Genomic DNA, 20915 nt, shown 5'->3' with positions numbered 1-20915 from the left:
CTCCCATCGCACCACGGACGCATGCCTCGGGCGAGGGATGGCCGCAGCCGTCAGCCGCCGAGGCCGTGGGAGTGGCCGTCCGCTTCGAGCTCGGTCACTTCGGGCACGCCCAACTCTCGCCGTGGAACGGTCCACGTTCCACCATGCCTCAGCGGATGGGCCGTGGCTGCGGTAGCGGCACCGGCAGCCCCGGCGCCCCATTCCGAGGCACCCCCGTGCTGCCCCGCGTCACCAGGTGCGGGGTCGACGCCGTCACGACCGCGCGGTCGCGGCGGCCCTCGACGCGTTCCAGCAGCAGCCGGGCCGCCGTCTCGCCCATCAGCGCGCCCGCCTGGTCGACACTGGTGAGGCTCACCGGCGCCAGCGCGGCGACCGACGTGTTGTTGTAGCCGGCGAGCGACAGGTCCTCGGGGATGCGCAGGCCCAGCTCCGCCGCGGCCCGGAAGACACCGGTCGCGGCGACGTCCGCGCCGGCGAAGATCGCCGTGGGCGGGCGCTCGGAGGTGAGCAGTTCCCGCGCGCCCCGGTGGCCGCCCTCGTCCGAGTAGCCGGAGTGCACGATCCGGGCCAGGTCCGCCAGCCCGTGCCGGGCCATCGCCGCGCGGTAGGCGGCCCGGACGTGGTGCTCGGGTCGCTGCTCCCACTGGGTGCCGCGCACCGTCGGATGCGACAGGTGGGCGATGTCCCGGTGCCCGAGGCCGACGAGGTGGTCGATCACCAGGTCGACGCCCGTGCCGTCCTGGTTGACCACACAGTCGTAGGCCGGTGACGGGTCGTGGTGGCCGATCACCACCGTCGGCACCTCGGCCGCGAGGCGCACCACCTCCGAGCGCCGGACGGCGGGCGCGATCAGGATCAGGCCGTCCATGCGCCGGTCCACCATCGCGTGGATCAGCCGGGTCTGCTCCTCCTTCTCGGACTTCTCGGACGAGCCGCTGGAGCCGAGGAACAGCGCGTACTCGGTGTCCCGCAGGACCGCGTTCACGCCGTCCAGGAGATCGGAGTAGAAGGCGTTGCGGATGCTCGCGAGGAGCACGCCGAGTGTGTACGTGCGCCCTCGCATCGCCCGCGCGGCGGCGTGCGGGCGGTAACCCAGCTCGGCCATCGCCGCCCGCACCCGCTCACGCATCGCGGGGCTCACCCCGTAGCTGTTGTTGAGCACCTTCGACACCGCCGAGGTGGACACCCCGGCGGTGTGGGCGACATCGGCGATCGTGGCCCGCTTCGAGCCGCCGGTTGATTGCACTGGGGTTCCCACCTCCGTCGTCACGCACCGCTCCGCCTCGGCGGCGTTTTGGAACGTTACTCGCAGAGTCCTTGACGATCCGGCCCCCCTCGCCTCAATCTTTGGGCGTTCCCCGTGTGGCACGTTTTACGAATGAGCCGCATGCGACCTCCAATTGAATCGATTCAATCCACCGCTCGGTCCACCTCTCACTCCACTTCCCGGTCCGCCCCTCAGTCATCGTCGTAGGAGAGCCGCCATGCCCGACCTCACCCGCCGGTCCACCCTGTGTTCGGCCATAGCCGTGGCCCTCGCCCCCACCCTGGGCTCCCTCGCACTGCCGGGGCTCGCGGCCTCGGCGTCCGCCGCCGTCTCCTGGAGCGCGAAGTGGATCTGGGCCCCGACCAGTTCCACCAACCAGTGGGTGGCCTTCCGCAGATCGTTCACCCTCGCCGCGGCGCCCTCGAAGGCGCTCACGCGGATCGCGGCGGACTCGAAGTACTGGCTGTGGGTCAACGGCACCCTGGTGGTCTTCGAGGGCGGGCTCAAGCGGGGCCCCAACCGCACGGACACCTACTACGACGAGATCGACCTCGCTCCGTACCTGACCAGCGGCAGCAACACGGTGGCGCTGCTGGTGTGGTACTTCGGCAAGCAGGGCTTCTCGCACAACAGCAGCGGCAAGGGCGGTCTGCTGTTCCAGTCGGACATCGAGGCCGGCGCGAACACCACCCGCCTGGTCAGCGACACCGGCTGGAAGCACCGAGTCCACCCCGGCTACTCGAACAACACCAGCGGTACGCAGGTCAACTTCCGGTTGCCCGAGTCGAACGTCCACTACGACGCCCGTGCCGCCGCCGTCATGTCCGGCTGGCGCTCGCCCGGCTTCGACGACAGCGCCTGGACCGCGCCGACCGACTTCGGTGCCGTGGGCACCGCGCCCTGGAACGGTCTCGTCGAGCGACCTATCCCGCAGTTCCGCTACTCCGGACTGAAGACGTACGCCAACGCCTCGTCGCTGCCGGCCACGGGCCGCGGGTCCACCGCGATCTCGGCCACGCTGCCGTCGAACATCCAGGTGACCCCGTTCCTGAAGGTGGACGCACCGGCCGGTGCCGTGATCCGCATCCAGACCGACCACTACGACGACGGCGCGGGACTGGTGGGCATCGAGCCCGGCACGCAGTACAACATGCGCGCCACCTACATCTGCGCCGGCGGTGTGCAGGAGTTCGAGTCGCTGGCGTGGATGAGCGGCACGGCGGTGCGGTACACGATCCCCGCCGACGTGACGATCCTGGAGCTGAAGTACCGGGAGTCGGGCTACGACACCGACTTCGCGGGGTCGTTCAGCAGCAGCGACGCCTTCCTGGACACCTTGTGGACCAAGGCCGCGCGCACCATGTACGTCAACATGCGCGACAACTACATGGACTGTCCCACGCGTGAGCGCGCCCAGTGGTGGGGTGACGTGGTCAACCAGCTCAAGGAGGGCTTCTACACCTTCGACACCAGGTCCCACGCCCTCGGCGAGAAGGCCATCGCCCAGCTCGCCACCTGGCAGAAGTCCGGCGGCCAGCTCTACTCCCCGGTCCCCTCGACGATCTGGACCGCCGAACTGCCCGTCCAGATGCTCGCCTCGGTGTGGTCCTTCTGGACGTACTACCTCTACACCGGCAACGCGAGCGCGGTCACCGTCGCCTACCCGGCGGTGAAGAAGTACCTCGACCTGTGGACCCTGGACGGCGACGGCCTGGTCAACCACCGGGCGGGGGACTGGGACTGGGAGGACTGGGGCTCCGACATCGACGCCCGCGTCCTGGACAACTGCTGGTACTACCTGGCCCTGGACACCGCCGCCAAGCTCGCCGACCTCAGCGGCAACAGCGGCGACGTGGCCGGGTGGAAGTCCCGGCGCGACAGCATCAAGGCCAACTTCGACCGCGTCCTGTGGAACGCGTCGAGGAACGAATACCGATCACCCGGCTACACCCGTGACACCGACGACCGCGCCAACGGCCTCGCCGTCGTCGCGGGGCTGGCACCCGCCTCGCGGTACAAGGCCATCACCGAGGTTCTGCGCACCCACCTCAACGCCAGCCCCTACATGGAGTTCTACGTCCTCGAAGCGCTCTACCTCATGGGCGCGGCCACGGTCGCCGAGGAGCGGATACGCAACCGCTTCGCCGCCCAGGTCACCGACCCCGCCTGCCACACGCTGTGGGAGGTGTGGGTCAAGTCGCAGGGCACCGACAACCACGCCTGGAACGGTGGCCCGTTGTACACGCTCTCCGCGTACGCCGCGGGCGTCCGCCCCACCGAGCCCGGCTGGACCAGGTACGAGGTGATCCCGCAGACCGGCACCCTGACGAAGATCAACAGTGTGGTGCCCACCGTCGAGGGCGACATCCGCTTCGGGATCACCCGCGACGGCACCAAGGTGACGCTCACCCTCACCTCCCCGGGCGGGACCACCGCCCGCGTGGGTGTCCCCACGTACGGGGGCTCGTCGCCGGTCGTCGCCGCGAACGGCACCACCGTGTTCACCGGTGGCTCCTCCACCGGGAGCGTCAGCGGCCTCACCTACGACGGCAAGGACGCCTCGTACGTCTATTTCCTGCTCCAGCCGGGCGCGTGGACGTTCACGGTCACCGGAGCGGGCCGGCTCGACGACCTCGCGCTCGCCCGCCCCGTCACCAGCAACAACAGCCTGGAGAACGCCGAATGGGGCCGCAGCCGGCTCACCGACGGCAAGCTCACCAGCGTCGGCGGCGCCCGGGGCTACACCAGCAACGACTTCTCCTCCGCCGACGTCAGCGGCAGCCCCGTCTGGGTGGAGGTCGACCTCGGGGCCGACACCGACCTCGACGCCGTACGCCTCTTCCCCCGCACCGACACCCCGGCCGCCGGGGGCGGCACAGCGGGCTTCCCGGTCGACTTCACGATCCAGACCCGCGCGGACGGGGCCACCGGCTACAACACCGTCCGCACCGTCACCGGGCAGGCCAACCCCGACGGCCGCGTCCAGACGTACGGCTTCAGGACCACGACCGCCCGGTACGTGCGGCTCCAGGCCACGCGGCTCGGCGCCCCCGCCACGGACGAGTCCGCCAAGTACCGCCTCCAGCTCGCCGAACTCACCGTCCCCACCGCCGCGACCACGGTCACGAGCAACTGCACGCTGGAGAACGGCGACTGGGGCAAGACCCGGATCCTGGACGGCATCCTCACCAGCGGGGCCGGCGCCAAGGGCTTCACCAGCATCGACTTCCCCTCCGCCGACGTCGGCGACACCCCCGTGTGGATCGAGATCGACCTCGGCTCCGACCGGGCCGTCGGCACCGTCACCCTCCACCCGCGCACCGACACCAGCGGCGCGGGCGGCGGCACCGCGGGCTTCCCGGTCGACTTCACCATCCAGACCCGCCTCGACGGCGCCACCACCTACACCACCGCCCGCACCGTCACCGGCGAACCCAACCCCGGGGGAGCCGCCCAGTCCTACACCCTCTCCTCCGTCACCGGCCGTCACCTGCGGCTGAGGGTCACCAGACTCGGCAGGCCCGCCACGGACGAGTCCGCCAAGTACCGCCTGCAACTCGCCGAGATCCGCATCGGCTGACCCACCCCGCCCCGCCCCCGAGCGCCGAGGGCTCCCGACGAGGACGTCACGTACAGCTCGTACAGCTCGTACGTCACGTACGTCTCGTGCGGGAGCCTTCGTCATGGGCGACTCCCGGTCCGGAGAAATTCGTCCGCCGCGGTGTGAACCGCTCGGGGTGTCCCGTCCGATGAGGGGGTGTGAGCGAAATGAAACGGGGGAGTCCGGGCGACGCCGAGCTGATGCGGGCGGTCGCGGACGGGGACCGCCGCGCCTTCGAAGAGCTGTACCGCCGGTACGCGCCCTGGCTCGTGCTGCGGCTGCGCGGGCGGTGCGCCGATCCGGTGCTGGTCGACGACGTCGTGCAGGAGACGTTCCTCGACGTGTGGCGGGGAGCCGCCCGCTACCACCGGGAAGGCGACGTGGCCGGCTGGCTGTGGCGCATCGGATCACGGCGCCTGGTGGACGCGCTGCGGGGCGACGGGGCCCGCGGCCGACTGCGCCAGGCGCTCGCCCGGCTGCGGCAGCGCGACGAGGCGTCGGCCGAGGAACAGGTGCTGTCCCGCGTGCAGCACGGCGACCTGGCCGGCTCGCTGGCCGGGCTCTCGCCGGAACTGCGGGCGGTCCTCCAGGCCACGGTGATCGACGGCCTGACGACACGCGAGGCGGCGGTCCTGCTCGGCATTCCCCCGGGCACCGTCAAGACCCGGGCCATGCGCGCCCGGAAGCAACTGCGGGAGGGCCTGACATGAGCTGGCACGCCGACGACGGGGACCTGCGGGAGTACGCCCACGGGACGCTGGCGGCCCCCCGGCTGTGGTCCGTCGAGACCCACCTCGCCGCCTGCGCCGACTGCCGCGCCGCGCTCTCGGCCCATGTCCCGCCCGCCGAGATCAGCGCGGGCTGGGCCCGGCTGGACGCCGCGCTGGACGCGCCGAGGCCCGGACCCGTCGAGTCGCTCCTGGTCCGGCTGGGGGTGGCCGACCACACCGCGCGGCTGCTCGCCGCGACCCCGGTGCTGCGCGGCTCCTGGCTCGGCGCCGTGGTGCTCACACTGCTGCTCGCGGTCGGCGTGGGAGTGGCCGCGTCCCCGCTGCTGCTCCTGGCCACGGCGCCGCTGCTGCCGCTGGCGGGGGTGGCGGTCTCCTTCGGGCCGGCCCTCGACCCGACGTACGAGACGGCCGTGGTCGCGCCGATGCACACCTTCCGGCTGCTGATGGTGCGGACGGTCGCGGTGCTGGCGACGACGACGGCACTGAGCGCGCTGGCGAGTCTGGCCCTGCCGTCGTTCGGCCTGGCGGCGCTCGGCTGGCTGCTGCCTGCGCTCGCGCTGACCTCGACGGGCGTCGCGCTGACGGCCCGTCTGGGCCCCGTCCTCGCGCCGGTGCTCGTCGGCACCGGCTGGACCGCCCTGGTGGTACTGAGCCGACTGCTGGCGTCCGGCACACCGCTGCCCTTCACCGCGCAGGGCCAGGGCGCGGCGGCCGGAGTCGCCGTGCTGGCGTCGGCACTGCTGGTGGCGGCAAGGGACCGCTTCGACAGCGGCCGCGCCCTCGGCCCTTCCCCCCGCTCTCCTCGACGTCCTCGATCCCTCTGATCCAGCCGGGAGGCTGTCATGACACCACCCACGGTCTCGGCCGCCGGGCTGACCCTGAGTTATCGCGGTACGAGAGCGGTGGACGACGTCACGCTGCGGCTCACCGAGGGGGTGACGGGGCTGCTCGGGCCGAACGGCGCGGGCAAGACGACACTGCTGCGGATCCTGGCGACGGCGACGCCCCCCGACCACGGCGCTTTCACCGTCCTCGGGCACGACCCGAGCACGGTCCACGGACGGCAGGACGCGCGCAGGAACCTCGGCTATCTGCCGCAGAACCCCGGATTCCACCCGGACTTCACCGCCTTCGAGTTCATCGACTACGTGGCGATCCTCAAGGAACTGACCGACCGGAGCGCCCGGCACGCCGAGGCCCGCCGGGTCCTCGACGCGGTCGGTCTCGCCGGCGAGCGCGGCAAGCGGATACGGCGGCTCTCCGGCGGTATGCGCCAGCGCGTCGCCCTCGCGGCGGCCCTGGTCGGCGACCCCGGATTCCTCGTCCTGGACGAGCCCACGGTCGGGCTGGACCCCGAACAGCGCATGCGGTTCCGGGAGTTGATCGCCGAGGCCGGTGAGGGCCGCACGGTGCTGCTGTCCACGCACCAGACCGAGGACGTGGCGATGCTGTGCCACCGGGTGGTGGTGATGGACAAGGGCGGCGTCCGGTTCGACGGCACGGCCGCCGAGCTGACGGCGGTGGCGGACGGCCGGGTGTGGCGCAGCGGGGAACGGCAGCCGGGCGCGCGAGCCGGCTGGCGCACCGGGACGGGCGAGTTCCGCAACGTCGGCGACCCGCCCGCGGGTGCCCGGCTGGTCGAACCGACGCTGGAGGACGGCTATCTGCTGACCCTCGGCGGCGACGCGGTGGCGGAGGTGACGGCATGACGGCCGCGACCGGGAGCCGTACGGCCGAGTCGCAGCCGAAGCCGCGACCTGAGCCGTGCCCGGTACGGGTCCGGAGCGGGCGGCGGGCCATGCTCGCGCTCGCCCGGGTGGAGGCGCGGCGGCTGCTGCTCAACCCTCTCGTGCTGATCGCGCTGGCGGTGTACCTGACGCTCGTGCTGTGGCCCGGCGGTGAGCCGGAGGACGCCTATCCGGTCCTCCAGGACATCGATCGCGAGACCCAGCTGGGACAGCTGACGCTGGGGCTGGCGGTGATGGTCGCCGTGAATATGGCGGTGCTCCGCTCCCATCGGCGGGGCACGGACGCGACCTTCACCGCGCTGGTCCTGCCGCCGTGGCGGCGCACGGTCGCGCATGTGCTGTCCGCGCTGCCGACGGTCCTGGTGGGGGCCCTGATCGTGGCCGGACCGTTCACGGCGGCCGCGCTGAAGCCCGGGGCGGTCGGCCACGGTTCGGTGTCCGAGCTGCTGACCGGTCCGCTGCTGATCCTCCTGCCCGCGACCGTCGGGGTCCTGCTCGGCCGGGTCGCCCGGTCGGCGTTCGCGGCCCCGCTGGCCGTGGTCGCCTTCCTGGCGTTCTCCATGGTCTTCGTCGCCGACTCGCGCAGCCCGGCCTGGCTGCGGGGCATGGCCCCCGTGCTGTTCGACGAGGGCTCCAGGCCACTGCCGTCCGACCTGCTGGGAAGGCCCGCGGCGGCGCACGCGCTGTACCTGCTGGCACTCGCGGTGCTGGTGGCGGCCGGGGCGGTGCTGCTGAGCGGCGGCCGGACGCGCGCGGTACGGGCCACCGCCCTGGGCGCCCTCGGTGTCGTCGTGACGGCCGTCGTCCTCCAGGGCACGGCGCCCTCGGACGCGGTGCGCGAGGCCCGGGTGGTGGCGACCCGTGACCCGGCGAAGCTGCAGGACTGCGAGCGGCGGGGGGCCACGACCTACTGCGCCTTCCCCGAGTTCACCCCCTGGACCGGCGAGTGGGCCCGGGTCACGGACCGGGTGCGGGCGCTGGCCGGCGAACCGGACGCGTCCCGGGCGCTGACCGTACGGCAGAGGGTCGCGGCCCTCGACGGACCGTCGGGCACCAGGGAGACCCCGCCCGCCGCGCCCGGTGAGCTGACGGCGACCACGGCGTGGGGCGGTGAACGGGAACTGGAGTTCGCGGCGAGTGTCGCCCGGGGCCTCGTCGTGGGGCACGAGCGCTACGACGGGGCGTACTGCGACGCGCGCGGTGTGCTGATGGTGTGGCTGGCGGTCAGCGCCACCCGGGACGGCGAGGCCATGTTCGAGTCGACCGGCGACAACTACAACAGTCCCGGCGTGATCCAGGCCCCGGCGACCGCCGTCGCCCTGCGGGGCCGCGAACTCGCCGTGGTCCGGGCGCTGTTCGACCAGCCCGGGGGAGAGGTGGAGCGCAAGGTGAAGGCGTCCTGGGCGGAGCTGTCCGCCTCCGGTACGACCACCGACCGCGCGGCGGCGCTGCTGGGTGTCACCGCTCCGGCCGAGACCGCCGACGACCGGGAGTACCAGTGCGCGTGACGGATGTGCCCATGGGCTCGGCTCGACCGCCGGTGCGCGGGGGCCGACGGCTCCCGGTGAGCGCGAGGGCCGCGGTGGTCGTGGCGCTGGTACGGCCCACGGCGCGGTCGCTGCCGTGGACGACGATGGCCGCCGGCTGGGCCCTCGGGCTGGCCGTCGCCGCCGTACCGGCGCTGTTCGCCATGGACCTCCCGGCGGAGGTGCTGGTCACCGTGGTGCGGGCGGCGGCCCTGTGCGGGGCGGTGGGCACGGCCTTCGTCCTGGACGACCCGGCCCGGCTCACCACCGGCGTCCCTCCCGTGCCGCGTCCGCTGCGCCAGGCACTGCGCGCGGCCGTCGTGGCGCCCGCGGTCGTGGTGTGGTGGGTGGCCGTGCTGGCCGTCGTACGGGCCGGTGCCGACCCCGCGCGGTGGGCCGCGCTGCCGGTGGGTGCGGTGAGCGTAGAGGCCGCCGCCCTGTGCGCGCCGGCGCTCGCGCTGGCCGCCGCGGCGGTGCGGTTCAGCCAGGTACGGGTGCCGGGCCCCGCCGTGGCCGGCGCCGTACTGGCGCTGCCGATCACGGCCGGCGTGCTCCTTCCGCCCCGCTACACCCTCTTCGTCTCCCCGGCCGACCCACGCTGGGACGACGCCCATGTGCTGTGGGCCGCCGTGCTCGGCGCGGCCCTCGCCGCCTGGCTGTTGTGCGCCCCGGAGCCACGCCGCCGACGCCGCGGTCCACGTCGGCGACGCCTCGGCCCGGGAGGCGTCGATCAGGCCACGGCGTAGTGCCCGAGGGCCGGTTCCAGCAGGTCGAAGGCGTCGGCGGCCTCGCGCGCGACGACCGCGGCGATCTCGTCGCTCGCGCGGCCGGCGAGGGTCAGCTCCTGGATACGGCGGAACAGGACCCGGTGCACCGCTGCGAGCAGGGCCGCGGCGGTGTGCGCGGTGATGTCGTCGGGGGCGGCACCGGTGGCCTCGGCGAGGGCGGCGGCGAGCGCCTCCTCACGCCGGTCGTGCAGGGTGCGCAGGCAGACCGAGAGGGTCGGGCTCTCATGGATCATCCGGGAGAAGTCCGGGCCGGCGAAGCCGATGACCGGGTCCTGGGCGGCGACACCGGCCTCGAAGGCACGGCGGAGCGCCGCGAGGGCGGACTCCCCGGCGGGACGATCCGCCACGGCCTCGGCCAGGCCCGCCACGAAGGCGTCCTGATGGTCCAGGGCCATGTCCTCCTTGCGCGGGAAGTAGTTGGTCACGGTCTTCTTGGCGACGCGGGCGGCGGTGGCGATCTCCGCGATGGTCGTCGCCTCGAAGCCCTGCGCCATGAAGAGCCGAGTGGCGTGGTCGGAGATCGACTGCCGGGTCTCGCGCTTCTTGGACTCGCGCAGTCCTGTGCGCTCGCTGCTCTCGCTGCTCATGGAGGAATCTTACCCTCGTAGTAAAAATGCGTTGACCGCACTGAGTGCACCGATGTAATTTTACGTCGAGGGTAAGTTTTTCTCTCCGCTCTCCGCTCCCTACTCCTGCTCCGTCCACCACCGAAGGGTCCCGCGTGCAGATCACCGCTTCCACCGTCTCGCTCACCGTCGACGACGTGGCCGCGTCCCGCTCCTTCTTCACCACCCACCTCGGATACGACGAGCGCATGGCGGCGGACGGCTTCTCCTCGCTGAGCCGTCCCGACGCCGCGGCGGACATAGTCCTGCTGCGCCGCGGCACGGAGATCCTGCCGGCCGACCAGCGCGATCAGCGCGCCGGCGGGCTCATCCTCGCGTTCACCGTCGACTCGGGCATCGCCGACGAAGAGGACAGGCTCCGCGCCGCGGGCGTCGACATCACCATGCCGCTGCGTGAAGAGCCGTGGGGTGAACGTCTCTTCCAGATCACCGACCCCAACGGCGTGGTCGTCCAGTTCGTGGAGTGGGCCGCTCCCGCGACATGACCCGCGGCGAATCGCGGCAGGACGACCACTCCACGAAAGGCATTCATGCGCGAGCTCGTGTACTTCATCGCCTCCAGCCTCGACGGCCGCATCGCCGGGCCGGACGGCGCGGACCCCACCGGCCCCGACGGCTTCTGGCCGGTCGCGCCGGACTACGTCCGGCACCTGGCCACCGCCTACCCCGAGACACTGCCGGACGGGGCCCGCGAGGCACTGGGCGTCACGGCCGAGGGCACCCACTTCGACACCGTCCTCGAAGGCCGCAAGAGCTACGAGATCGGGCTGGCGGCCGGTGTCCCGGACGCCTATCCGCACCTGCGTCACCTCGTCTTCTCGCGGACGCTCACCGAGACGCCCGCCCCGGCCGTGGAACTGGTCGCCGACGACCCCGTGGCGAAGGTCCGTGAACTCAAGAACGAGGACGGCAAGGACATCTGGCTGGTCGGCGGGGCGGCACTGGCGGGCGCCCTCTACCCGGAGATCGACCGGCTGATCGTCAAGCTCAGCCCCCTCACCGTCGGCGACGGCATCCCCTTGTTCGACGGCGCGGCCTTCGATCCCCACCTCTGGCACCTCACCGACCACACCGCGCTGGAGAGCGGCGTCCTGTTCCTCACCTACCGCCGCGCGCCCGCCTCCGAGGTGCGGGGCTGACGGCACGGCCGTCGGTGGGGACGCCCCACCGGGACGGGGGCGACCTTCTTGCGGCAGCGGCCCCGAACCGCCGGACCGGCCGTTCGCGCGCGGCCGGATCCCGGCGGGCCCGGACCTTCACCCGCCCGCGGCAGCGCGGGTGCGGACAGCGGCGGGACGGGAGACCCTGGCCTCGGCCGACGGCCCGCCGTACCTGCCCGCCGACGCCGAGGCCCCGGAGGAGAGCGACGATGACCGGACCGGCCCACGAGTCCCCGCACGGGGTACGCCGGATCACCCTGGACGCGGCGGGGCTGCCGCTCAGCGCGCTGCTCAGTGAGCCGCCCGGCGGCGCCCCGCGCGCCGTCGTGGTCGCGGTGCACGGCGGCGGCATGAACGCGGGCTACTTCGACTGCCGGGCCCACCCCCAGCAGTCGCTGCTGACGCTGGGCGCGCGCCTCGGCCACACCGTCCTGGCCGTGGACCGGCCGGGCTACGGACACTCCGCCGCCCGGCTGCCCGAGGGCCAGGGGCTGGCGGAACAGGCCGTGTCGCTGCGTGCGGCGCTGCGCGACTTCACCTCCCGCCACGACACGGGTGCGGGCCTGTTCCTGCTCGCCCACTCCTACGGCGGCAAGGTGGCCCTGACTGCGGCGGCCGAACTGCCGTCAGCCGCGGGGCCGCCGTGTGCCGCCGGTCCGTTGCATGCCGCCGAGCTGCCGCATGCCGTCGACCGATCGCATGCCGCCGACGCACTGCAAGCCTCCGAGCCGCCGCATGCCGCCGACGCACTGCAAGCGGTCGGCCTGCCCCAAGCCCCGTCCGGCGGGCTGCCCCAAGGCATCGGCCTGCCCCCGTCCGCCGAACCCGGCCCGTCGCACCTGCTCGGGATCGACATCTCGGGCTGTGGCCATCTGTACGCCGTCGAGCCGCACGAACTGCCCATCGCCGACAACGACGGCGTCCGACTGCGCCGGAGTTGGGGTCCGCTGCGCCTCTATCCCTCGGGCACCTTCCGGGAGAGCGGCTCGATCGTCGAGCCCGTGCCCGCACTGGAACGGGCCGAACTGGCCCGCTGGCCGCTGCTCTTCCGCTCCACCGCGCCCCGTGTCCGCGTCCCGGTACGGCTGACCTTCGCCGAGCACGAGGCCTGGTGGCGCCATGACGACGAGGCCCTGGTCGATCTGGCCGCGCACTTCACGGCCGCGCCGCAGGTGAGCGTCGAGCGTCAACCAGGGGCCGGACACAACATCAGCCTCGGACGAGCCGCCCGGGCCTACCACTTGCGCGCGCTCGCGTTCCTCGAAGACTGCCTGGCCGCCCGGGAGACGACCCCCACCCCAGGCGCCGCCGGCCCCCTGCCGTCCACCGTGGCCTCCTGACCGGCTCCGAACCCCCCATGTGCGGGCGGGACTTCACCTCCGCCGCGCCACCGCCGCCGTCTTCGGCGCCCCGCCCGCCCCGCTGCCTGTCATCGCGTGCGCGCCAGGACGCGCGCGGCGCCCACCCCTTCGATCGCGGCCCTCGACCGGCCGTTGCGCGCGTCCGTCTCCAGGTCGACGTGTGCCACGTTCCAGCTCTCGAACGCGTGCCGGAACATCAGGCACTTGGCCTCGGTGTTCACGCCCGTGCCCTGGGCTGAGGCATTCCAGAGCGTTCGCGGCGTGTCGCGCGAATTCGGCGCGGAGCGCGGAGCAGCGAAGGAACGGTGGAAGGTCGAGGCAGTCGTCGACCCTCTCGCTCACCTACCCCCAAACATTGCATGTTTATAACGGAATTAAACGGAAGTATCCGCGCAAAAAACATGCACATCGCCTATGTTCGACGCTCTTTCATCCCCTTACTCATTGACATTCGGTGGTCACATCACTGAACTTCATGCGTAACATCCAACGCCTCGACGCCCAGGGGGAGTTCGCGTCCGGAGGCCTGTGGACCGTAGTCACCCGAAGCGGGAGTACACCCATGTCGTCAGTAGGACTGTCCCGTCGTGCGCTGCTGGGTGCCGCGGGGGCCGCCGCGGCCACGACCGCGCTGCCCGTGGTCCCCGCGTTGTCGCCCCTGCTGCCGCAGGCGGCCGCCGCGAACGCGCAGACCAATCTCAGCAACTTGGTGGACATGCGGTTCGGTATGTTCAACCACTTCAACCTGGGCACGTTCACCAACGAGGAGTGGGCCGCCCCGAATCAGAGCCCCGCTCTGTTCGCGCCCACAGCCGTGGACTGTGCCCAGTGGGCCGCCGCCGCCGCGGCGGCGAACATGAGTTACGGCCTCCTGACGACCAAGCACCATGACGGCTTCGCACTGTGGCCGAGCGCCTACGGCACCCAGAACGTCGCGAACAGCCCCTACAAGCGGGATGTGGTGAAGGCCTACTGCGACGCCTTCCGGGCGAAGGGGCTGAGGATCGGGCTCTACTACTCGATCTGGGACCGCACCTTCGGCGTCGAGGCATGGGAGAGCCGTCACAAGGTGTCCGGCCTCGAGATCACCGACGCCATCCAGCCCAGCGCCATGACCTTCATACTCGGTCAGATAACCGAACTGCTCACCCAATACGGCACCATCGACCTGTTCGTCACCGACGGCTACGCGTGGCAGATGGGGCAGCAGGCCCTCTCCTACCAGCGCATCCGGGAGCACGTGAAGTCGCTCCAGCCGGACATCGTCATGATCGACCACGGTGGACTGTCGGTCCCGTTCCTCGGTGACGCGATCTACTTCGAGGAACCGCTGGGCATCACCGCCCCGGCCGGCAACACCTACGCGGCCACGCAGGGACAGACGATCAGCAACGGGTGGTTCTGGCATCCGTCCACACCGACCGAGAGTCTGATGAGCAAGGACGCGATCCTCTCCCACCTGGCGGACCTGGAACCGAAGTACACCTCGTTCATCCTCAACTGCCCGCCCAACCGCGACGGCAGACTGGACACCAACATCGTCAACCGACTCGCCGAAGTCGGGGCCGCGTGGAGCCCCGACACCTCCAGGCCGCCCCTGCCGCCCCAGATGCTCCGCGCCGAGCATCCCGTGACCCCCGTCAGCGCCTACGCGACCGGATTCCGCACCGGCGAGGGACCGCTCAACGCCATCGACGGGCTGAGCGACAGCGGCTACGAGACCTGCTGGTCGACGTGGGGACTGGCCTCGGCCCTGCCGCACTCGATCACGATCGATCTGGGCGGCGTGTGGAGCGACGTCTCCACCCTGGAGTACCTGCCCAAGCAGTGGAACCGCAACAACTCCACCGACGGCGACATCACCTCGTACACCATCTCCACCAGCACCGACGGCACGAACTTCACGCAGGTCGCCACCGGTACCTGGGCCGCCGGCCGCGCCACCAAGGTGGCCGAATGGCCGGCCCGCAACGTGGGCTTCGTACGGCTCCGGGCCGACGCGGCCACCGGCGGGTACGCCAACATCGGCGGTGTCCACATCGGCGGCCGAACGGCCGAGCCCGCCCTGGTGTCCACCACACTGCCCGGCAACGCCACCGTCTACCGGCTGGTCGCCCGGCACAGCGGCAAGGTCGCCGACGTGGAGGGCGGGGGCACCGCGAACGACACCAGGGTTCTACAGTGGCCATGGCTCGGCGCGGCGAACCAGAAGTGGACCTTCACCCACACCGGCGACGGCTACTACAAGATCGAGGGCGTGGGCAGCGGCAAGCTCATGGAGGTCGCGGGTCTCTCCCGCGACGACGGCGGCCACGTCGGCATCTGGTCGGACGCCACAGCTCCCCAGCAGCAGTGGGCCGTCACGCCCACCGGTGACGGCCACTACTTTCTCGTCAACCGCTACAGCGGGCTCTGCCTCGCCGTCGACGAGGGCAGCACGGCTGACGGAGCCGGCGTCGAACAGCAGCCGTACGCGGCACTGACGCGCCAGCAATGGCGGATCATCGCCGTCTGACGATCACGACGACGGGCGACGCGGTCCGCGGACGGGCGACACGGTCCACCACGCCCGTCGTCCGCCGCCGCGGTCGCCCGTCTCGCTCCCCGCTGCACCGTGCGGGATCCCGGTCGTGCTCCGGCCAGGTGCGTGCGCCCTCCGCCAGCCGCCGCCGACGAGCAGACTCCCCTCTCCCTCCCGTCGGCGCCACCTTCACGACGCGCCGCCGTGCCCGGCCCGCCCCTCCCGCAGCCAGGCCCGTGTCCCGAACGACGCGCACGCCCGCGAGGCCACCACCGCGGCCGCCCGCAGGGCCTCGACGAAGTCGTGCGACGTCAGGGTGTCCCGCCCGGCGAGGCCATGGGCCAGCGCTCCGTGCAGGACGTCCCCGGCACCCAGCGTGTCCGCGACGCGTACGGCGGGAACGGTCACCGTGCCCCGGCCGTCCGGGCCCGCCCACACCAGGGGCCGCCCGCCCCGGCTGACCGCAGACCGGACGACCCTGTGCTCCCGCAGGAACCGCAGGGTGTCGGCCGGCCCGCTCCCCGGTGTGTCCGTCCCGGGCGGCCGGAAGTCCTCCGAGCAGACGGCCACGTCGATCGACGGCAACAGCCGCTCCGTACCGGCCTTCCAGCTGCCGCCGTCGAGCACGGTCCGGCGACCGGCGGCCCGTGCCACCCGGGCGGCGGCCACGGCCAGCTCCATGTGGTGGCCGTCGAACTCCACGACGTCCGAGGCCGCCACCAGCGCGTCGAGATCGTCGGGCGGGTCGAGCCGGTGTCCCGCCGCGTTGGTCGAGGCGACGGCCCGGTCCCCGTTCGACGCGGTCACCAGCACGGACGACACGGCCGGCGGTTCGACCGAGTCGGCCGCCAGGTCCACCACCGTCACGCCCAGCCGGTCCAGATCCGCCCTGACGGCGGCCCCCAGCGGATGACGGCCGATCGCGGTGAGCAGGGTGGCCGTACCGCCCAGATGGGCGAACGTCACCGCCGCGTTCGCCGCCGGGCCGCCCGCGGCCACGAGCTGCTCGCGAGCCGTCAGCTTCTCGTTCGGCCCCGGCACCCGGTCGACGAGCTGTACGACGTCCAAGGTGCACAACCCGACGAACAGCCCCCGCCGCCGCGCACCGGCCGCCCCGCCTCCCGACTCCACCAGGCGTCACCCTCTCAACCGACAGGCCGCACCGACCGGACGCACCGACCAGCCGCAGTAACCAACCGCACCAACCAACCGCACCGACCAACCGCACCAACCAACCGCACCAACCAACCGCACCAACCAACCGCACCGACCAGGCAACCGGCCCGGCCTCACCCCCCGCAGGGCGGACGGTACGCCCAATGGGGAAAGTACTGCCGCCATTCGGCCCGGGTGACGGCCGGGAAGGCCGTGTCGCAGATGCGGGCGGCGACGTGTTCGACGTCGGGGTCCCACAGGAGGGCGGTCCAGTCCTCGCTGCCGGTGGCCAGCGTGCGGCCGTCGGGGCTGAACGCGAGGGTGTCGACGGGTTTGGCGTGGGCGCTCAGCAGCACCGGTTCGCGGACGTCGCCGCCGGCCGACAGACCGTACAGCCGCACCTTCTTGTCGGCGCTCGCGGCGGCCAGTGTCCGCCCGTCGGGCGCGAACGCGACCGACATGACGCCGTCGGTGTACCCGGTGAGACGGTCACGGGCGACCGGGGAGCGCGGGTCGGCCAGGTCCCAGAGGCGCACGGTGCGGTCCTCGCTGCCCGTGGCCAGGGTCCGGCCGTCGGGGGCGAAGGCCACCGACTTCACCGCGCCGGTGTGCCCGGTGAGGGCCGACAGCCGGGCCGGCCCGAGGGGACGGGTGACGTCCCAGAGGACGGCCTCCCTGTTCCGGTCGGCCACGGCGAGCGTGCGGCCGTCGGGGGCGAAGGCCACCGAGTCCACGGCGCCACCGGCGGGGAGTGCGGCCAGCGGGCGGGGGCGGCTGACGTCCGCCGTGTTCCACAGGCGTACGGTGCCCTGCTCGCCGCCGGTGGCCAGGGTGCGGCCGTCCGGGCTGAACGCCAGCGTGTTGACGTGCCCGATCCGGCCGGGAACCGTGCGCGCCGCGCGGGGGCGCTGTGCCGGGCCGAGGGCCCACAGCCGCAGCGTCCCGTCGGCGCTGCCGCTGGCCAGGGTGCTGCCGTCGGGGCTGAACGCGACCGTGTTGACGGGCCCGGTGTGTCCGGTGAGCGGGGGCAGCTCGTGCGGGCGGCGCCGGTCCGCGAGGTTCCACAGGCGCACGGTCCGGTCGTAGCTCCCGGTGGCGAGCAGCCGTCCGTCGGGGCTGAATGCGACGGAGTAGAGCGAGCTGGTGTGGCCGGTCAGTGCGGGTCCGGGCAGGTCCCAGAGCCGGGTGCTCTGGTCCTCGCTGCCGCTGGCCAGGGTGCGGCCGTCGGGGCGGAAGGCCAGCGACCGGACGCCACCGGTGTGCCCGGTGAGCACCTCCGCCTCGCTCGGCGCCCCGGAACCCGTCAGCTCCCAGCGGCGTACGGTGCCGTCGGTCCCACCGCTGACCAGCCGGCGGCCGTCGGGGCTGAACGCGACGACGTCGACCGCGTCGGTGTGCGCGGTGAGCCGCCGGGGCCCGCCGAGCCGGTGCGACCGGCTCATGTCCCACAGCCGTACGGTGAAGTCGGCTCCGCCGGTGGCCAGTCGGCGTCCGTCGGGGCTGAACGCCACCGTGTTCACCTGCCCGCTGTGTCCGTCCCGGCCGGTCGCCGCCGACAGCCGCCGCAGCCGCTCGCCCGACCCGGCCAGCTCCCACAGCCGCACCGTCCCGTCCCCCTGCCCCGTGGCGACCGTCCGTCCGTCGCGGTGGAAGGCCACCGCCGTGACGTCGGAGCCTGTCTTCAGCGGGGCGAGCCCGTGCGGCCGGCGGCCGTCCGACAGGCGCCACACCCGCATCCCGTCACGCGCGGCGGTCACGAGGGTGTGTCCGTCGGGGCCGAAGGCCACCCCGACCACCGGCCCGGCACCGGCCCGCAGCCGTGCGGTGAGCCGGGGCCGCCGCGGGTCACCGATGTTCCACAGCGCCACCGTCCCGTCCTCGCCTCCGGCCGCCAGCAGCCGCCCGTCGGACCGCACGGCGAGCGTGCGCACCGGTCCGCCGAGCCGGCCCAGGGTCACCGGCGCGCCCGGGTGGTGGGCGTCCGGCACCCGGCGCAGTCGCACGGTCCGTTCGCTGTCGCCGGTGACCAGGACCCGCCCGTCGGCGCTGAACGCCACCGCCGTGACCGCGCCCGGCGGGCCGGTCAGCCGAGTGGCGTACGGCGTGGCGAAGGTGCTGAGCACGCCGCCGCGCGCCTCGGGGGTGGGCGCCAGCCGGTACGCCGCCAGGCTGAGCTGGGCGGCCAGGGCGGGGTCGACCGTACGGAGCGCGGCGGCCCGGTCGGCGGCCCGTTGCGATCCGACGACGTCGCGCTGCTCGTCGGCCGTCCGCTGCGCCCGTACGGCGAGGGCGGCGGTCGTGGTGGTCAGCACGAGCAGCACACCGAGCACCCCCACGCCCAGGCGCCGCAACCGGGTCCTGCGCCGCTCGGCCGCCCGCTCCGCCGCCTGTGCGGCCAGACCGGCGTCGAGGAACGCCCGCTCCGAGGCGGACATCGCCGTACGGTCCAGCCCGGCGGCCAGGGCGAGACGGGTGCCGCGGTACAACGCGCCCGGCTCCCGCCCGAGCGCCTCCCAGGTCTGGGCCGCCTCCGTGAGCCGGCGCGCGCCCCGGGTGGCCTCACGGTCCTCGGTGAGCCAGCCGTGCAGCCTCGGCCAGCAGCGGATGAGCGCCTCATGGGCCAGCTCCACCCGGTCGCGGTCCAGCGTCAGCAGCCGCGCGCCCGCCGCGAGGTCCAGCACGGCACGGATCTCGTCATGGCCGGGAGCGGGGCCGGGGCTGTCGTCGGGCTCCTCCCCGCCCCCTTCCCCGCTCGGCGCGGCCAGTCCCTGCAACTCCTGGAGGCGGGCGGGGCGTCGGGTGTCCTCCGTGCCGTCCCCGAGAGCGGTCAGCCGGACGAACACCTGCCGGGCCAGCCGTCGCCGCCCGGGGTCCAGCTCCTGGTAGAACTCCTCGGCCGTGCGCGCGAGCGCCCCCTCCAGACCGCCCGCCGTCTCGAACGCCTCCAGCGTCAGGGCGTTGCCCCGCCGGCGTCGCCAGGTCTGCAGCAGGGCGTGCGACAGCAGCGGCAGCACACCCGCCTGGCCGTGCGCCTGGGCGACGAGTGTCGCCAGCAGCGCGCCCTCGACCGACAGCCCGGCCCGCCGGGCGGGCCGCAGCACCGCGCGGCGCAGCTCGTCCAGACTCATCGGCCCGACCGGCACCTGCGCGTCGCGCATCGCCTCCACCAGGGGCGCGTGGTGGGTGCAGTGCGCGTAGAAGTCGGCGCGGGTGCCCAGGGCGACACGACATCGGCCGCCGCTGTCGGAGGCGGCGGACACCAGGGCCTCGACGAAGCGGCTCCGCTCGGCGGTGTCCTGGCAGAGCGTGAACGACTCCTCGAACTGGTCGACGACCAGCACCAGTTCGCGGCGACCTCCGTCGCCTCCGTCGCCGTAGGCCCTGCCGCCTTGGCCGTCCCGGCCGTCCCAGCCGTCTCCGCCGGGGGTGGGCCGGCTGGTGATCTGCCGTACCACGCGACCCAGGTTCGCCGGATCCTGTCGCAGCTCCCCGTACAGGGCACCGGGCGGCAGACCCGCCAGCGCCCCCAGCCGTATCGCGCACTCCTCCAACGGCCGTGCCCCCGGCGTCAGTACGACCACCGTCGTACCCGCGGTCTCCCGCAGCCGTGGCACCAGCCCGGCCCGCAGGAGCGAGGACTTGCCCGAACCCGACGCCCCGATCACCACCACGAACCGCTGCCGCTCCAGCCGTCCGGCCAGCTCCTCCAGCAGCCGCTCCCGCCCGAAGAACCACGCGGAGTCCCGCTCCCGGAACGACCGCAGCCCCGCGTACGGGGGAGCCGGGCCGGCCTCGGCCCCGGGTCCCGGTTCCCCCTCGCCCAGCAGCTCGGCGGCCTCCCGCCAGCGCTCCCGCCACTCCTCGGTGTCGCCGGCGCAGGCGCGTACATAGGCCAGGGTCACCGCCAGCGTGGGCAGCCGCTGTCCGGACGCGGCGGAGGAGAGGGTCGAGATCGAGTAGTGCGCCTGGTCCGCCAGCTCCCGATACGGCGGGTTTCCCGCCTTGCGTCTCAACTGCCGTAATCCTGCGGCGAATTCGACTAACGGACCGTCCCCGCCGTCCAGCGGTCGCTCCCTGCGCGGCATCGCCGCACCTCCCCGATGGTCCCGGCGGCTCCCCGTGGCTCCCCGTTCCCCCGTGCCCAGGTCGCACTGCCGCTCCGCATTTTTCAGCAGTCGCCCGTTCCGCACCAGTGACCGAACACGAACAAGCGCGGAGCCGCTCCATCGGGAGCGCCCGGCTCGACCGCCCGCCGGGGGTGGGTGTGCGCGCGGGCACGGCCGACGCGGTGTTCGGACGACGTGCGAAAGCGGGCGCCCGCGAGGCCTGTGACGTGGCAGGGTAGGGGCTCGGGTGCTCCGGGTGGTCACGCGCCGTGCCTGGCGTGCCCGGCGCACAATGAAGCTTGGAAGCAGTGCCCCGCAGTCGATC

General features: G+C 73.1%; 14 protein-coding genes and 1 pseudogene. 10 read left to right on the top strand and 5 right to left on the bottom strand.

Translation table 11 applies throughout. The features are described from left to right. Positions 1-148 precede the first annotated feature (148 nt). Positions 149-1246, bottom strand: coding sequence for a LacI family DNA-binding transcriptional regulator (locus HW837_RS13650; protein WP_045561307.1), 1098 nt, complete (start codon positions 1244-1246; stop codon positions 149-151). Between the two features lie 238 nt (positions 1247-1484). On the opposite strand from HW837_RS13650, the gene HW837_RS13645 reads away from it, so the two are divergent. The 6 genes from HW837_RS13645 to HW837_RS13620 all read left to right on the top strand — a co-directional run bounded on the left by HW837_RS13645 (position 1485) and on the right by HW837_RS13620 (position 9619). After that, complete coding sequence (locus HW837_RS13645; RefSeq protein ID WP_193379652.1) at positions 1485-4847, top strand: alpha-L-rhamnosidase-related protein; 3363 nt, start codon at positions 1485-1487, stop codon at positions 4845-4847. 188 nt (positions 4848-5035) lie between these two features. Next, positions 5036-5578 (top strand): RNA polymerase sigma factor, encoded by a 543-nt coding sequence (locus HW837_RS13640; protein ID WP_086784284.1) that lies wholly within the window; start codon positions 5036-5038, stop codon positions 5576-5578. After that, positions 5575-6423, top strand: a complete 849-nt coding sequence (locus HW837_RS13635; RefSeq protein WP_193382315.1) for a cupin domain-containing protein — start codon at positions 5575-5577, stop codon at positions 6421-6423. Before HW837_RS13640 ends, HW837_RS13635 begins: the two co-directional genes overlap by 4 nt. Before the next feature lie 18 nt (positions 6424-6441). Beyond that, the gene (locus HW837_RS13630) at positions 6442-7308 is read left to right on the top strand and encodes an ABC transporter ATP-binding protein (protein WP_045561303.1); all 867 of its coding nucleotides are present in this window, start codon (positions 6442-6444) and stop codon (positions 7306-7308) included. Continuing rightward, the gene (locus HW837_RS13625; RefSeq protein WP_143110824.1) at positions 7305-8855 is read left to right on the top strand and encodes an ABC transporter permease; all 1551 of its coding nucleotides are present in this window, start codon (positions 7305-7307) and stop codon (positions 8853-8855) included. Before HW837_RS13630 ends, HW837_RS13625 begins: the two co-directional genes overlap by 4 nt. Continuing rightward, positions 8852-9619: an ABC transporter gene (locus HW837_RS13620; RefSeq protein ID WP_177262186.1), complete on the top strand. Its 768-nt coding sequence runs from the start codon at positions 8852-8854 to the stop codon at positions 9617-9619. The genes HW837_RS13625 and HW837_RS13620 overlap by 4 nt, the downstream gene beginning before the upstream one ends. Here the strand turns inward: HW837_RS13620 and HW837_RS13615 are convergent. Next, positions 9604-10248 (bottom strand): TetR/AcrR family transcriptional regulator, encoded by a 645-nt coding sequence (locus HW837_RS13615; protein ID WP_193379653.1) that lies wholly within the window; start codon positions 10246-10248, stop codon positions 9604-9606. The two genes, HW837_RS13620 and HW837_RS13615, sit on opposite strands and share 16 nt — an antisense overlap. Before the next feature lie 134 nt (positions 10249-10382). Here HW837_RS13615 and HW837_RS13610 point away from each other — a divergent pair, with 134 nt between their 5' ends. The 3 genes from HW837_RS13610 to HW837_RS48595 all read left to right on the top strand — a co-directional run bounded on the left by HW837_RS13610 (position 10383) and on the right by HW837_RS48595 (position 12787). After that, the gene (locus HW837_RS13610; protein WP_045561299.1) at positions 10383-10772 is read left to right on the top strand and encodes a VOC family protein; all 390 of its coding nucleotides are present in this window, start codon (positions 10383-10385) and stop codon (positions 10770-10772) included. 45 nt (positions 10773-10817) lie between these two features. Then, positions 10818-11426: a dihydrofolate reductase family protein gene (locus HW837_RS13605; protein ID WP_193379654.1), complete on the top strand. Its 609-nt coding sequence runs from the start codon at positions 10818-10820 to the stop codon at positions 11424-11426. A gap of 230 nt (positions 11427-11656) precedes the next feature. Next, positions 11657-12787 carry an alpha/beta hydrolase gene (locus HW837_RS48595; protein WP_237270159.1) on the top strand — a complete coding sequence of 377 codons (1131 nt, stop codon included), beginning with the start codon at positions 11657-11659 and terminating at the stop codon, positions 12785-12787. Positions 12788-12903: 116 nt separating this feature from the next. On the opposite strand, the pseudogene HW837_RS13595 reads toward HW837_RS48595, so the two are convergent. After that, positions 12904-13050: pseudogene (locus HW837_RS13595) on the bottom strand (GNAT family N-acetyltransferase); the annotation flags it as partial. Between the two features lie 320 nt (positions 13051-13370). Between HW837_RS13595 and HW837_RS13590 the strand changes: the two are divergent. After that, positions 13371-15323 carry an RICIN domain-containing protein gene (locus HW837_RS13590; protein ID WP_078853790.1) on the top strand — a complete coding sequence of 651 codons (1953 nt, stop codon included), beginning with the start codon at positions 13371-13373 and terminating at the stop codon, positions 15321-15323. A 195-nt stretch (positions 15324-15518) separates the two neighbouring features. Here the strand turns inward: HW837_RS13590 and HW837_RS13585 are convergent, their stop codons facing one another. Both HW837_RS13585 and HW837_RS13580 read right to left on the bottom strand, forming a co-directional pair. Continuing rightward, positions 15519-16463, bottom strand: a complete 945-nt coding sequence (locus tag HW837_RS13585; RefSeq protein WP_196788942.1) for a PfkB family carbohydrate kinase — start codon at positions 16461-16463, stop codon at positions 15519-15521. 155 nt (positions 16464-16618) lie between these two features. Beyond that, the gene (locus HW837_RS13580) at positions 16619-20497 is read right to left on the bottom strand and encodes an nSTAND1 domain-containing NTPase (RefSeq protein ID WP_313895483.1); all 3879 of its coding nucleotides are present in this window, start codon (positions 20495-20497) and stop codon (positions 16619-16621) included. Positions 20498-20915 lie beyond the last annotated feature (418 nt).

This window comes from Streptomyces caniscabiei, from assembly GCF_014930365.1.
GTDB classification, from domain to species: domain Bacteria; phylum Actinomycetota; class Actinomycetes; order Streptomycetales; family Streptomycetaceae; genus Streptomyces; species Streptomyces caniscabiei.
Note: the sequence above shows the minus strand (reverse complement) of the source record. Positions and strands in the feature narration are given on the sequence as shown.

Bases quoted from the DNA above. Each gene is read 5' to 3' on its own strand.
- HW837_RS13645 (WP_193379652.1), top strand. From the start codon at position 1,485: ATGCCCGACCTCACCCGCCGGTCCACCCTGTGTTCGGCCATAGCCGTG.
- HW837_RS13640 (WP_086784284.1), top strand. From the start codon at position 5,036: ATGAAACGGGGGAGTCCGGGCGACGCCGAGCTGATGCGGGCGGTCGCG.
- HW837_RS13635 (WP_193382315.1), top strand. From the start codon at position 5,575: ATGAGCTGGCACGCCGACGACGGGGACCTGCGGGAGTACGCCCACGGG.
- HW837_RS13630 (WP_045561303.1), top strand. From the start codon at position 6,442: ATGACACCACCCACGGTCTCGGCCGCCGGGCTGACCCTGAGTTATCGC.
- HW837_RS13625 (WP_143110824.1), top strand. From the start codon at position 7,305: ATGACGGCCGCGACCGGGAGCCGTACGGCCGAGTCGCAGCCGAAGCCG.
- HW837_RS13615 (WP_193379653.1), bottom strand. From the start codon at position 10,248: ATGAGCAGCGAGAGCAGCGAGCGCACAGGACTGCGCGAGTCCAAGAAG.
- HW837_RS13605 (WP_193379654.1), top strand. From the start codon at position 10,818: ATGCGCGAGCTCGTGTACTTCATCGCCTCCAGCCTCGACGGCCGCATC.
- HW837_RS48595 (WP_237270159.1), top strand. From the start codon at position 11,657: ATGACCGGACCGGCCCACGAGTCCCCGCACGGGGTACGCCGGATCACC.
- HW837_RS13590 (WP_078853790.1), top strand. From the start codon at position 13,371: ATGTCGTCAGTAGGACTGTCCCGTCGTGCGCTGCTGGGTGCCGCGGGG.